Consider the following 13,630-nt stretch of genomic DNA (forward strand, 5'->3'; position numbering starts at 1 on the left):
GATATCTCGGAGGAGCAGATTCTCCCAGGCAGCGGTGGCCGTCGCGGTCATCGCTCTCGCGGCCACCGCTTGCGGTGAGTCCAGCACCAGCTCCAAGACGAGCGACACCGAGTCGTCCGGTAAGTACTCGGGCAAGGGCATCGGGCTCGCGTACGACATCGGCGGCAAGGGTGACCAGTCGTTCAACGACGCCGCCTACGCCGGCCTGCAGAAGGCCGAGAAGGAGTTCGGCATCAGCGGCCGCGACGTCGAGCCGCAGGACAACGAGACCGACGCGGACAAGATCCAGCGTCTGACGCAGCTCGCCCAGGCCGGCTACAACCCGGTGATCGGCGTCGGCTTCGTCTACGGGCCGGCCGTCAAGGAGGTCGCCGCCAAGTTCCCGAACACCACCTTCGGGATCATCGACGACGAGAGCGTCCAGGCGAAGAACGTCGCCGACATGGTCTTCCACGAGGAGCAGGCCTCCTACCTGGCCGGTGTCGCCGCCGCCAAGGCGTCCAAGAAGGCGCACATCGGCTTCATCGGCGGCGTGGACATCCCGCTGATCCACAAGTTCGAGGCCGGCTACGTCCAGGGCGCCAAGTCGGTCAACCCGAACATCAAGGTCGAGTCGCAGTACCTCACGGAGACGCCCCAGGAGGGCGGCTTCTCCAGCCCCGACAAGGGCAAGGACGCGGCGAGCGGCCAGATCGAGGCGGGCGCCGACGTCCTGTACGCCGCGGCCGGCCTGTCCGGTCAGGGCGTGATCAGCGAGGGCGCCGCCAAGAAGATCTGGGTCATCGGCGTCGACTCCGACCAGTACAGCCAGAGCGCGCTCGCGGAGTACAAGGACTACATCCTCGGCTCGGCGCTGAAGAACGTCGGCGGCGCGGTCTACGACCTGGTGAAGTCCGTCTACGAGGGCAAGCCGCTGTCCGGCGTGGTCCGCGGCAGCCTCTCCAACGACGGCGTCGGCTTCGCCGACTCCAACCCGAAGTACCAGGCCATGACGGACGTCGTGGACGCCGTGAACAAGGCCAAGCAGGAGATCATCGACGGCAAGGTCACGGTCAACACCAAGTAACGCCGTAAGCGGGCCGGTGCCACACCGGCCCGCCCCGTCCCAGCGCCCTCACGGGCGTCCTCGCAGCCCATGCGCCCCTTGCCTCCCGCGAGGGGCGTCGCGCTGTCCGTGACCTGGACTACAACTGTGGCCACAGCTCGATAACGGACCGGACAGAAGGGTTTTTCCGTCTGGTCTACGCGCGTTACGCTGCGGCGGAACCAGCGCCTGGTTTGGGCGCTTGCACAAAGGAGTCTCGTTCCATGCGCCGGGTGTCCCGAATCGCCGTTGCGGGTGTTGCCACCGCAGCTCTCGCAGTGACCGTGTCCGCCTGTGGAAGCTCGTCCACGTCGTCGTCCTCCTCGAAGAGCAGCGACAAGAACCTGGGCCTCGCTCTCGCGTACGACGTCGGCGGCAAGGGCGACCAGTCCTTCAACGACGCCGCCACCGCCGGTCTGGAGCAGGCCGACAAGGAGTTCGGCTACAAGTCCACCGCGGTCGAGCCGCAGGACGGCGAGTCCGACGCGGACAAGGTGCAGCGCCTGGAGAACCTCGCCAAGCAGGGTTACAACCCGGTCATCGGCGTCGGCTTCGCCTACGCGCCGGCCGTCAAGGAGGCCGCGGCCAAGTACCCGAAGACCACCTTCGGCATCGTCGACGACGAGCAGATCAAGGCCGACAACGTCGCCGACCTCGTCTTCCACGAGGAGCAGGCCTCCTACCTCGCCGGTGTCGCGGCCGCCAAGGCCACCAAGTCCGACGTCGTGGGCTTCATCGGCGGTGTGGACGTCCCGCTGATCCACAAGTTCGAGGCCGGCTTCAAGCAGGGCGTCGAGGACACCAAGAAGGGCGTCACGGTCAAGTCGCAGTACCTGACCGAGACCGCCGCCGAGGGTGGCTTCTCCAGCCCGGACAAGGGCGAGAGCGCCGCCGAGGGCCAGATCGACGCCGGTGCGGACGTCGTCTACGCCGCCGCCGGTCTGTCCGGCCAGGGCGTCATCAAGGCCGCCAACGCCAACAAGATCTGGGCGATCGGCGTCGACTCCGACCAGTACAAGCAGGACGCGCTGAAGGCGTACAAGGACTCGATCCTGACCTCGGCCATGAAGAACGTCCAGGGCGCGGTCTACACCCTGGCCAAGTCCGTCAAGGACGGCAAGCCGGAGACGGGCGTCGTCCGCGGCAGCCTGGAGAACGGCGGCGTGAGCGTGTCGAACTCCAACCCGACCTTCTCCGGCAACGCCGACATCCAGGCCGCGATCAAGAAGGCCGAAGAGGGCATCAAGAACGGCACCATCACCGTCAAGACCTCCTGATCCGGGGAACTGAACCGGTCAGAGGCATTGGCCAACAGTGCGCTGTAATGACAGCGTTACGGCCACGGAACGGGGCACGGGAACCATGAGCGACCTGTGCCCCGTTCGCGCGGCAGAATGCTCGGAACGGATCGAGACTGATCGAGATGGCTATCGGGATCATGGCTATCAAGATCATTAAAGGTCGATTCGATCCGGGCACTATTTAAAGCAGGGGCGCTACGCGCGTAGAGCGGCCCCTTTCCCAAGGAGAGTGCGCCATCGACGCGTCCAGCAGCCCTCCGCTCACCGCACAGTCGACGATCGCGGTAGAGCTGGCGGGGATCACCAAGCGCTTCCCCGGTGTCGTCGCCAACCACGACATCCACCTGACCGTCCGCAAGGGCACCGTGCACGCCCTCGTCGGCGAGAACGGCGCCGGCAAGTCGACCCTGATGAAGATCCTCTACGGCATGCAGAAGCCGGACGAGGGCACCATCGCCGTCGACGGCGACCAGGTGAGCTTCTCCAGCCCCGCCGACGCCATCGGCCGCGGCATCGGCATGGTCCACCAGCACTTCATGCTGGCCGACAACCTGACCGTCCTGGAGAACGTCGTGCTGGGCAGCGAGAAGCTGCACGGCATCGGCGGTGCCGCCCGTAAGAAGATCAAGGAGATCTCCGACCGCTACGGCCTCGGCGTGCGTCCCGACTCCCTGGTCGAGGACCTCGGTGTCGCCGACCGCCAGCGCGTGGAGATCCTCAAGGTCCTCTTCCGCGGCGCCCGCACCCTCATCCTCGACGAGCCGACCGCCGTGCTCGTCCCGCAGGAGGTCGACGCGCTCTTCGCCAACCTGCGCGAGCTGAAGTCCGAGGGCCTCTCCGTCATCTTCATCTCCCACAAGCTGGGCGAGGTCCTCTCCGTCGCCGACGAGATCACGGTCATCCGGCGCGGCACCACCGTCGGCACCGCGGTCCCCGCCGAGACCACCCCGCGCCAGCTGGCCGAGATGATGGTCGGCAGCGAGCTGCCCACCCCGGAGACCGCCGAGTCCACGGTCACCGACCAGCCCGTCCTCAAGGTCGAGAACCTCACCGTCTATGCCAGCGGCGGCGCCTCCGTCGGCTGGGAGGAGGAGCCCGCCGGAGAGGGGCTCACCGAGTTCGCGGGCGGCGGCGAGGTCAAGCGCGTCCTGGACGATGTCACCTTCACCATCCACGCCGGCGAGGTCATGGGCATCGCCGGTGTCGAGGGCAACGGCCAGACCGAGCTGATCGACGCGCTGATCGGCACCAAGCACGCCGACTCCGGCTCCATCACCTTCCTCGGCGAGGACATCACCCCCTGGCCCACCCGCAAGCGCCGCGAGTCCGGCGTCGGTTATATCCCCGAGGACCGCCACCGCCAGGGCCTGCTCCTGGAGGCCCCCCTCTGGGAGAACCGCATCCTCGGCCATGTCACCGAGGCCCCCAACGCCAAGGGCTTCTGGCTCAACCCCAAGGGCGCGCAGGCCGACACCCGCCGGATCGTCGAGGAGTTCGACGTCCGCACCCCCGGCATCGACGTCACCGCCGCCTCCCTCTCCGGCGGCAACCAGCAGAAGCTGATCGTCGGCCGCGAGATGAGCCACAACCCGAAGTTCCTGATCGCCGCCCACCCCACCCGCGGTGTGGACGTCGGCGCGCAGGCGCAGATCTGGGACCGCATCCGTGAGGCCCGCCGCGAGGGCCTAGCCGTGCTGCTGATCTCCGCCGACCTGGACGAGCTGATCGGCCTGTCGGACACCCTGCGCGTGATCTACAACGGGCGGCTGGTCGCGGATGCCGACCCCGCCACCATCACCCCCGAAGAGCTGGGCTCGGCCATGACGGGTGCCGCCACCGGACACCTTGAGCACGTCGAGGAAGCGAGCGCCCCGGAGGACGAGGCCCGATGAAGAAGTTCGACAAGGAGCGTCTGCTCCTCGCCGTGGCCGGCCCGGTCATGGCGCTCGTCGCGGCGATCCTGCTGACCTCGGTCGTGCTGATCGCCTCGGGCAAGAGCCCGATCGAGCCGTACACGCTCATGCTGGAGCAGATCGGCTACTCCGACGTCCAGGTGCTGATCATCAACCAGGCGTCGCTGTACTACATCGCCGCCCTCGCGGTCGCCCTCGGCTTCCGCATGAACCTCTTCAACATCGGCGTCGACGGCCAGTACCGCCTCGCCGCGATGATGACCGCCGTGGTCGGCGCCCACATGGACCTGCCGGCCTTCCTGCAGATCCCGCTGCTGCTGCTGGTCGCCGCCCTCACCGGTGGCATCTGGGCCGGTGTCGCGGGCGTCCTGAAGGTCACCCGGGGCGTCAGCGAGGTCGTCGCGACGATCATGCTCAACGCGATCGCCACCAGCCTCATCGCCTACCTCACCCTCCCCGACGTCTTCGGTGAGCTGGTCGGCGACAACAAGACCACCGGCATCATGAAGGAGTCCGGCTGGGTCCCGGGCATCGACCTCGGCCCCGACGTCGGCGAGATCTACGGCCTGGTCTTCCTTGCCGTCGCCCTCGGCATCGTCTACTGGCTCGTCCTCAACCGCACCCGCTTCGGCTTCGACCTGCGCGCCACCGGTGAGTCCGAGTCGGCCGCCGCCGCCTCCGGCGTCGACGCCAAGCGCATGATCCTCACCGTGATGATCGTCTCCGGTGCGGTCTCCGGCCTCGCCGGTCTGCCCCTGCTGCTCGGCGACGCCCACACCTACAGCCTGAGCTTCCCGACCGGTGTCGGCTTCACCGCCATCGGCATCGCCCTGCTCGGCCGCAACAACCCCGGCGGCATCGCCCTCGCCGCCCTCCTGTGGGCCTTCCTCGACAAGGCGTCCCCCGCGCTCGACTACGCGACTCCGGAGCCGTACGAGAAGGAGATCGCGATGATCATGCAGGGCCTGATCGTCTTCGCGGTCGTCATCTCCTACGAGGTCGTCCGCACCTGGGGTCTGCGCCGCCAGCAGAAGCGCGTCGGTGAGGAGCTCGCCGCCGCCGCGAACACCAAGAAGGAGGTGGCGGTCTGATGAGCACCGCGACCATCGCGAAGCCCAAGGCTCAAGCGCCGCGCAAGGGCGGCCGGATGTCGCTGCCCGTACTCCTGCTGGTCATCTCGGGCGTCCTGATCCTCACCTCGGTCGTCCGCCTGATCACCGGCGCGGACGGCATCACGTCCACCGGCCAGATGTCCACCGCCCTGCGCGCCGCCGTCCCGATCGGCCTCGCCGGCCTCGGCGGTCTGTGGGCCGAGCGGGCGGGCGTCGTCAACATCGGCCTCGAGGGCATGATGATCCTCGGCACCTGGTTCGGCGCCTGGGCCGGCTACCAGTGGGGCCCGTGGACCGGTGTCGTCTTCGGCATCATCGGCGGCGCGCTCGGCGCCGTCCTGCACGCCATCGCCACCGTCACCTTCAACGTCAACCACATCGTCTCCGGTGTGGCGCTGAACATCCTGGCCCTGGGCACCACCCGCTATCTGTCGAAGTTCACCTTCGAGGACGCCCCGCAGGGCTCCTCCAAGCAGTCCCCGCCGATCGACTCGCTCGGCACCTTCGACGTCCCCGGCCTGTCCAGCTGGCTGGAGACCCTCAACGACAAGCACTGGTTCCTGATCTCCGACCTCGCCGGCCTGGTCGGCGGTCTGATCACCAACCTGTCGCCGCTCACCGTCGTCGCCGTCGCCCTCGTCCCCGCCACCTGGTACGTGCTGTGGCGCACCTCGTTCGGTCTGCGGCTGCGCTCCTGCGGTGAGAACCCGATCGCGGCCGAGTCCCTCGGCGTCAACGTCTACAAGTACAAGTACATCGCCGTGATCATCTCCGGCGGCTTCGCCGGCCTCGGCGGCGCGTTCCTGTCCATCGTCGCGTCGAACGTCTACCTCGACGGGCAGACCGCCGGCCGCGGGTACATCGGTCTCGCCGCGATGATCTTCGGCAACTGGATGCCGGGCGGCCTCGCCCTCGGCGCCGGCCTGTTCGGCTACACCGACAGCCTCAACCTGCGCGGCGGTGTGACCAACGTGCACGCGCTGATCCTGCTGATCGCGATCCTGCTGGTCGCCGGCGTGGCCTACCTGGCCTGGAAGAAGAAGTACGTCCCCGCCGCGATCACCGCCGCGGTCTCGGCCCTGATGTTCATCTGGTACACCAGCACCGACGACGTCCCGAACCAGGTCGTCACGGCCACCCCGTACGTCGTCACCCTGCTCGTCCTCTCCCTGTCCGCCCAGCGCCTGCGCATGCCGAAGGCGGACGGACTGCCGTACCGGAAGGGGCAGGGCAAGTGACCCCCGCCGTCACGCCCGCCTCCACGCCGGCCGACTCGGTCGACTGGGAGAAGTTGAGGACGGTGGCCCGGGACGCCATGTCCCGGGCGTACGCCCCGTACTCCGGCTATCCGGTCGGCGTGGCGGCCCTGGTCGACGACGGCCGGATCGTGTCCGGCTGCAACGTCGAGAACGCCTCCTACGGCCTCGGCCTGTGCGCCGAGTGCGGGCTGGTCTCCGAGCTGCAGAACACCGGCGGCGGCCGCCTCACGCACTTCACCTGCGTGGACGGCAAGGGCGAGATCCTCGTCCCGTGCGGCCGCTGCCGTCAGCTGCTGTACGAGTTCGGCGGCGCGGAACTCCTGCTGGAGACGCCGGCCGGGATCCTGCCCCTGTCCGCGATGCTTCCGCAGGCCTTCGGGCCGGAGCACCTCACCAAGTGATTCCCGTGCGGCCCCTCTGACTCGCTTGATCGGGCAGGGGGGCCGCGCACTTTCGACGACTTCTTTCTGCACCACCCGCACCACCGGAAGGAAAGCCATGGCCATGGACGCCATCTCCGTCATCCGCACCAAGCGGGACCGCGGCGAGCTCAGCGACGCGCAGATCGACTGGGTCATCGACGCGTACACCCGCGGCGAGGTCGCCGACGAGCAGATGTCGTCGCTCGCGATGGCCATCCTGCTCAACGGCATGAACCGGCGCGAGATCGCCCGCTGGACGGCCGCGATGATCGCCTCCGGCGAGCGCATGGACTTCTCGTCCCTGTCCCGCCCGACGGCCGACAAGCACTCCACCGGTGGCGTCGGCGACAAGATCACCCTCCCGCTGGCCCCCCTGGTGGCGGCCTGCGGCGCCGCCGTCCCGCAGCTCTCCGGCCGCGGCCTCGGCCACACCGGCGGCACCCTCGACAAGCTGGAGTCCATCCCGGGCTGGCGGGCCCTGCTCTCCAACGACGAGATGCTGCACGTCCTGGACACCACCGGCGCGGTGATCTGCGCGGCGGGCGACGGCCTGGCCCCGGCGGACAAGAAGCTGTACGCCCTGCGGGACGTGACCGGCACGGTCGAGGCGATCCCGCTCATCGCCTCCTCGATCATGTCGAAGAAGATCGCCGAGGGCACCGGCTCCCTCGTCCTGGACGTGAAGGTCGGCACCGGCGCCTTCATGAAGACCATCGAGGACGCCCGGGAGCTGGCCTCCACGATGGTGGGCCTGGGCACCGACCACGGTGTGAAGACGGTCGCGCTGCTGACGGACATGTCCACGCCGCTGGGCCTCACGGCCGGCAACGCCCTGGAGGTCCGCGAGTCGGTCGAGGTCCTGGCCGGCGGCGGCCCGGCGGACGTCGTGGAGCTGACGATCGCGCTCGCCCGCGAGATGCTCGACGCGGCCGGCGTGAAGGACGCGGACCCGGCGAAGGCGCTGGCCGACGGCTCGGCGATGGACGTCTGGCGCCGCATGATCGCGGCCCAGGGCGGCGACCCGGACGCGGAGCTGCCGACGGCCCGCGAGCAGCATGTGGTGAAGGCCCCGGCCTCGGGCGTCCTCACCCGCCTCGACGCCTACGACATCGGCATCGCCGCCTGGCGCCTCGGCGCGGGCCGCGCCCGCAAGGAGGACCCGGTGCAGGCGGGCGCCGGCGTGGAGCTGCACGCCAAGCCGGGCGACACGGTGACCGAGGGCCAGCCCCTGCTCACCCTCCACACCGACACCCCCGAGCGCTTCGAGTACGCCCTCGAGGCGGTGGCCGGGTCCTACGACGTCGGCGCCCCCGGCACCCTCTTCACCGCGTCGCCGGTCGTGCTGGAACGCATCGCCTGACCTGCGTTTCCCCGCCTCCGATGAGTTGGGGCCCGCGCGCGGGTCTACCGCACGTGGACCCCGACGCACCCCCCGTACTCGCCCTGGCCGGCCCTGTCACCCGAGAGCAGGTGGCAGGGCTCGCCGACGCCGTACGGGCCCTGCTGGAGACCGACGGCACCGGGGTCGTCGTCTGTGACGTGGCCGGGCTCGGGCCGCCGGGGCTGGCCGCCGTGGACCTGCTGGCCCGCCTCCAGCTCGCCGCCCGGCGAGCCGGGGGACGGATCCGGCTGCGCGCCCCCGACCCCGCCCTACGCGCCCTGCTCCGCCTCGTCGGGCTGCCCGTCGAGGTGGAGGGGGAGGCCGAAGAGCGGGAACCACCGCTTGGTGTCGAGGTAGAAGTGGAACCCGGTGAGGCGGCCGTCTGAGATCTCGAGGACCTGGATCGCCCACGGGGTGAACCCGCCCGCCTCCGGGTCCGGCTTGTACTGGGCGAACCCCGGCAGGCCGTTCACCTTCACCGGCAGCAGGCGGGAGCCCTCGCAGGCCGAGCCGAGGGTCGTCATGAAGCCCGTGATGTCGTCGTGGCCCGTCAGCCACAGGTCGAACGGCGGCATCGTCATGATGGCGTCCTCGTGCAGCAAGGCCGTCAGCGCCGTCATGTCGTAGCCCTCGAAGGCCGCCACATAGCGCTCCAGCAGCTTCTGCTGCTCCTCGTCCAACGGGTCGGACACGGCCGCGTCCGCGCCCGCCCGGTCCCGCTCGGCCAGCGTGGCCCGCGCCCGCTGCAGCGCGCTGTTGACCGACGCCACCGAGGTGCCGAGCAGCTCGGCGACCTCGCTCGCCTTCCACGCCAGCACCTCGCGCAGGATCAGCACCGCCCGTTGCTTCGCCGGCAGCTGCTGCAGCGCGGCCATGAACGCCAGCCGCACCGACTCCTTGGCGACCGCCGCCTCCGCAGGGTCCTCCACCGTCGGCAGCACGCGCGCGTCGGGCATCGGCTCCAGCCAGGTGTGGTCGGGGCGGGGGGAGAGGGCCGCCTGGGCGAGCGGCGTCGACTCGGAGAGGTCCATCGGCCGCGCCCTCTTGTTGCCCGCCGTCAGCATGTCCAGGCAGACGTTCGTCGCGATCCGGTACAGCCACGAACGCAGACTGGAGCGGCCCTCGAACTTCTCGTAGCTGCGCCAGGCCCGCACCAGCGTGTCCTGCACCGCGTCCTCGGCCTCGAAGGAGGAGCCCAGCATGCGATAGCAGTAACCGGTCAGCTCGACCCGGTGCTTCTCCAGCCGGACGTCGAGGTCCTCGGCCGTCGCCGTGCCCGCCGTACCGTCACTCATCCTCGCCCACCCACCCCTGTGGCCGTCCTGTCACGCGCCTTTGCGCCCAGCACTTCGGAAGCTACCGCAGCCCACTGACAATGGCCTGCCGAGTCGGCAAAGGAGCAGGTCAGGGCGCTGATCGGGAGGAGATCGGGAGGACATCCGGCCCCGCCGCCCGCCGGTCGGACCCTCACCCGCGAAGTGATCCGCGTCACGTATGTCACATCGGGCGGGCGTCCGGTGTCTTGAGGGCGGACGTCAAGCAGCGAGCGAAGGAGAGACACCATGACCGGGAACACCGAGGTGGTCGTGATCGGCGGCGGATACGCCGGAGTCATGGCGGCCAACCGTCTGACGCGGCGCGACGACGTGACCGTGACCCTGATCAACCCGCGCCCGTCCTTCGTCCACCGCATCCGTCTGCACCAGCTGGTCGGCGGGACCGACGAGGCGGTCCTCGACTACCGGGAGGTCCTGGCCGAGGGCGCCGGCCTGGTGGTCGACACCGTGAGCCGGATCGACGCGGCCGAGCGCCGCGTGACTCTGGCGACGGGCGGCACGGTCGGCTACGACTACCTGGTCTACGCCGTCGGAAGCGGCAGCGCCGACCCGGGCGTGCCCGGAGCGGCCGAGTTCGCCCACCCGATCGCCACCCTCGAGGACGCGCAGCGGCTGCGCCCGGTCCTCGACGCCACGCCCGCGAAGGCCGCCGTGACGGTCGTCGGAGCCGGTCCGACCGGCATCGAGACCGCCGCCGAGCTGGCGGAGCAGGGCCGCCGGGTGACCCTGGTCTGCGGCGGGGCGCTCGGCCCGTACCTGCACCCGCGGGGGCGCCGCTCGGTCGCCAAGCGGCTGGCCGGGCTCGGTGTGACCGTGCTCGACGGCCCCGACACGAAGGTGACGGCCGTGACCCGCGACACCGTGCGGCTCGGCGGCGGCCGCGAACTGCCGAGCGCGGTGACCGTCTGGACCGCGGGCTTCGGCGTGCCGGACCTGGCCGCGCGCAGCGGACTGAGCACCGACGCCCTGGGCCGCCTGCTCACCGACGAGACCCTGACCAGCGTGGACGACGAACGCGTCGTCGCGGCCGGGGACTCGGCGGCGCCCTCGAACCTGCCGCTGCGGATGAGCTGCCAGGCCGCGATACCGCTGGGCGCGCGGGCCGCCGACACTGTGCTGGCCCGGATCGCGGGCGAGCGGCCCGCGCCGCTCAACCAGGTCTTCGCCGGGCAGTGCATCAGCCTGGGCCGACGCGCCGGCATCTTCCAGTTCGCCCACCGGTACGACGTCGCGGTGGGCTTCCACATCGGCGGTCACCCCGGCGCGCGGCTCAAGGAGTTGGTGTGCAGCGGCATCGTCAAGCACATCGCCGGCGAGGCACGCAAGCCCGGCTCGTACGGCCTGCACCGCGTCTCGGGCGGCGCCAAGCGCCGGCAGCTGCTGCAGGCCGAGCAGGCCGAGCAGGCGAAGCAGGCCGGGCAGGCGAAGCAGGCCGGGCAAGGCAAGCAGGCCGAGCACGGCAAGACGCCGGCCACCGCTGAGCAGGTGGCCTGACCGATCGGGGCGCGGGCGGTGTCACGGCCGCCCGCGAAGGAGAGGGAAAGACCATGAGTGACCAGACCACCGACGCGGCGACCGAGACCTTCGTCGCCCACCGCAACCTGCTCTTCACCGTCGCCTACGAGATGCTCGGATCGGCGGCCGACGCCGAGGACGTCCTCCAGGAGACCTGGCTGCGGTGGGTCGAGGCCGACCTGGGGCAGGTGCGCGACCCGCGCGCCTACCTGGTCCGGATCACGACCCGGCAGTCCCTCAACCGGCTGCGCACCCTGGCCCGCCGCAAGGAGGCCTACGTCGGCCCCTGGCTGCCCGAGCCCCTGCTCACCACCCCGGACGTGGCCGAGGACGTCGAGCTCGCCGAGAGCGTGTCGATGGCGCTGATGCTCGTCCTGGAGACCCTGTCGCCCACCGAACGCGCCGTCTTCGTGCTGCGCGAGGTCTTCGAGATCGGCTACGACGAGATCGCGGCCGCCGTCGACAAGCGTCCCGACACCGTTCGCCAGATCGCGCGCCGCGCCCGCCAACACGTCGACGCCCGGCGCCCTCGCGAGGTGGTCTCCCCGGGCGAGACCCGGGCGGCCCTGGAGTCGTTCCAGCGCGCGCTCGAGACCGGGGACATGCAGGGCCTCCTCGACGTGCTCGCCCCCGAGGTCGTCCTGCTGAGCGACGGCGGCGGCATCAAGCAGGCCGCCCGGCGGCCGGTCGTCGGCGCCGACAAGGTGGCCCGCTTCATCCTCGGATACTCCACCAGGCACCCGGCGGTCACGCTCACCAGCGTCCCGACCGTCGTCAACGGCAACCCGGCCCTCGTCCTGCTCCTGGACGGCGAGATCGACGGCGTCCTGGCGGCCCGCCTCGAGGACGGCCGCATCACCGGCATGTACTACGTCCGCAACCCGGAGAAACTGACCCGCGTCGCCGCCGAGACCCCGCTCACCCTGCGCTGAGACACCGGTGCCCGGCCGGCCGACGGCCGGCCGGGCACCGCTTCCGGCCTCATCCGCGTTCAGTGCGCGGCGACGAGGGTCTCCCGGCGGGCCGCCCGCGTCCCGAACACGGTGATCGTCACGACACCGAGCACCGCCAGGACACCCACGCCGACCGTGCCGGCCCAGCCACCGGAGTGGAAGGCCGTCGCGCCGACGGTGGAGCCGGCGCTGGAGCCGATGTAGTAGGCCGACTGGTAGAGGGCGGAGGCCTGGGCGCGCCCGGTGGTCGCCGTCTTGCTGACCGCCGAGGACGCCACCGCGTGCCCCGCGAAGAAGCCCGCCGTGATCAGCACCAGACCCAGCAGGACCAGCGCCAGCGAGTCCGCCAGGGACAGCAGCAGACCCGCCGCCGTCGTACCGCCCGCCAGGTACAGCGCCCCGCGCCGCCCGAGCCGGCCCACCAGACGGCCGGCCGTCGACGCCGACGCCGTACCGACCAGGTACACCAGGAAGATCGAGCCGACGACGCCCTGCGGCAGCGAGAACGGCGCCTCCGTCAGCCGGTAGCCGATGACCGTGTACACACCGCCGAAGACGGTCATGAACAGCGCGCCGATCGCGTACAGCCGGCACAGCAGCGGGTTGGCGAGGTGGTCGCGGACCGTGCGGGCCAGGACGCGGGGCCGCAGCGAACCCGAGCTGAAGTGCTTCGGCGCCGGCAGCAGCAGCCGGAAGGCGATCGCGCAGCCCACGGCCAGCACGCCGATCACCGCGACGGCGACCCGCCAGCCCCACTCCTGCGCGACCCACCCGGTGATGACCCGGCCGCTCATCCCGCCGACGCTGTTGCCCGCCACGAACAGCCCGATCGCCGTCACCAGCGCCTTGGGCCGGACCTCCTCCGCCAGATACGCGGTCGCCGACGCCGGCAGCCCGGCCAGGGCCGCGCCCTGCACCGCCCGCAGCACCACCAGCGCGCCGAGCGACGGCGCGAAGGGGACCAGCAGCCCGACGGTCACCGCGACCGCCAGCGAGGCGGTCATGACCGTACGACGCCCGTAGCGTTCCGACAGGGCGCTCATCGGCAGCACGAACAGCGCCAGCCCACCGGTCGCCGCCGCCACCGTCCAGCTCGCCTCGCTCGCCGCCACCCCGAAGTCACCGGAGATCAGCGGCAGCAGCGCCTGCGTGGAGTACAGCAGGGCGAAGGTCGCCACACCGGCGAGGAAGAGCGCGAAGCTCATCCGGCGGTAGCCGGGCCCACCGGGGGCCATGCGCGAGTCGACGGTGTCGGAGGAGGAGGGGACGGACGTGACGGCGCCCACGATCGTGGACGCCCCGGTACTGGCGGGAGACATGCCTCGAAGCTACGTACGGTCCCCGTCATCCGTC

General features: G+C 70.6%; 12 protein-coding genes. 10 read left to right on the top strand and 2 right to left on the bottom strand.

The genetic code is table 11. The features are described from left to right. Window position 1: 1 nt before the first annotated feature. The 8 genes from ACIRF9_RS14730 (at window position 2) to ACIRF9_RS14765 (ending at window position 8,858) form a co-directional block, all read left to right on the top strand. Window positions 2-1,066 (top strand): BMP family protein, encoded by a 1,065-nt coding sequence (locus tag ACIRF9_RS14730; RefSeq protein WP_403821223.1) that lies wholly within the window; start codon window positions 2-4, stop codon window positions 1,064-1,066. 242 nt (window positions 1,067-1,308) lie between these two features. Then, window positions 1,309-2,361: a BMP family protein gene (locus tag ACIRF9_RS14735; protein ID WP_403820735.1), complete on the top strand. Its 1,053-nt coding sequence runs from the start codon at window positions 1,309-1,311 to the stop codon at window positions 2,359-2,361. A gap of 260 nt (window positions 2,362-2,621) precedes the next feature. Next, window positions 2,622-4,277 (top strand): ABC transporter ATP-binding protein, encoded by a 1,656-nt coding sequence (locus ACIRF9_RS14740; protein WP_403821226.1) that lies wholly within the window; start codon window positions 2,622-2,624, stop codon window positions 4,275-4,277. Beyond that, window positions 4,274-5,389, top strand: coding sequence for an ABC transporter permease (locus ACIRF9_RS14745; RefSeq protein WP_403820738.1), 1,116 nt, complete (start codon window positions 4,274-4,276; stop codon window positions 5,387-5,389). The genes ACIRF9_RS14740 and ACIRF9_RS14745 overlap by 4 nt, the downstream gene beginning before the upstream one ends. Next, window positions 5,389-6,648 carry an ABC transporter permease gene (locus ACIRF9_RS14750; RefSeq protein ID WP_403820741.1) on the top strand — a complete coding sequence of 420 codons (1,260 nt, stop codon included), beginning with the start codon at window positions 5,389-5,391 and terminating at the stop codon, window positions 6,646-6,648. The genes ACIRF9_RS14745 and ACIRF9_RS14750 overlap by 1 nt, the downstream gene beginning before the upstream one ends. After that, a complete protein-coding gene (locus tag ACIRF9_RS14755; protein ID WP_403820744.1) occupies window positions 6,645-7,070 on the top strand; it encodes a cytidine deaminase in 426 nt (141 codons plus the stop codon). Before ACIRF9_RS14750 ends, ACIRF9_RS14755 begins: the two co-directional genes overlap by 4 nt. 103 nt (window positions 7,071-7,173) lie before the next feature. Next, complete coding sequence (locus tag ACIRF9_RS14760; RefSeq protein WP_403820746.1) at window positions 7,174-8,451, top strand: thymidine phosphorylase; 1,278 nt, start codon at window positions 7,174-7,176, stop codon at window positions 8,449-8,451. 20 nt (window positions 8,452-8,471) lie between these two features. After that, window positions 8,472-8,858 carry an STAS domain-containing protein gene (locus ACIRF9_RS14765; RefSeq protein WP_403820749.1) on the top strand — a complete coding sequence of 129 codons (387 nt, stop codon included), beginning with the start codon at window positions 8,472-8,474 and terminating at the stop codon, window positions 8,856-8,858. Here ACIRF9_RS14765 and ACIRF9_RS14770 read toward each other — a convergent pair. Then, window positions 8,742-9,767, bottom strand: a complete 1,026-nt coding sequence (locus ACIRF9_RS14770) for a sigma-70 family RNA polymerase sigma factor (protein WP_403820752.1) — start codon at window positions 9,765-9,767, stop codon at window positions 8,742-8,744. The two genes, ACIRF9_RS14765 and ACIRF9_RS14770, sit on opposite strands and share 117 nt — an antisense overlap. A gap of 267 nt (window positions 9,768-10,034) precedes the next feature. On the opposite strand from ACIRF9_RS14770, the gene ACIRF9_RS14775 reads away from it, so the two are divergent. Both ACIRF9_RS14775 and ACIRF9_RS14780 read left to right on the top strand, forming a co-directional pair. After that, window positions 10,035-11,303 (top strand): NAD(P)/FAD-dependent oxidoreductase, encoded by a 1,269-nt coding sequence (locus ACIRF9_RS14775; RefSeq protein ID WP_403820755.1) that lies wholly within the window; start codon window positions 10,035-10,037, stop codon window positions 11,301-11,303. A gap of 53 nt (window positions 11,304-11,356) precedes the next feature. Further along, window positions 11,357-12,256, top strand: coding sequence for an RNA polymerase sigma-70 factor (locus ACIRF9_RS14780; RefSeq protein WP_403820757.1), 900 nt, complete (start codon window positions 11,357-11,359; stop codon window positions 12,254-12,256). 59 nt (window positions 12,257-12,315) lie between these two features. Here ACIRF9_RS14780 and ACIRF9_RS14785 read toward each other — a convergent pair whose 3' ends face one another. Then, complete coding sequence (locus ACIRF9_RS14785) at window positions 12,316-13,596, bottom strand: MFS transporter (protein ID WP_403820759.1); 1,281 nt, start codon at window positions 13,594-13,596, stop codon at window positions 12,316-12,318. Between the last annotated feature and the right edge of the window lie 34 nt (window positions 13,597-13,630).

Source organism: Streptomyces sp. NPDC096132 (assembly GCF_044763345.1).
Classification (GTDB): Bacteria; Actinomycetota; Actinomycetes; order Streptomycetales; family Streptomycetaceae; genus Streptomyces.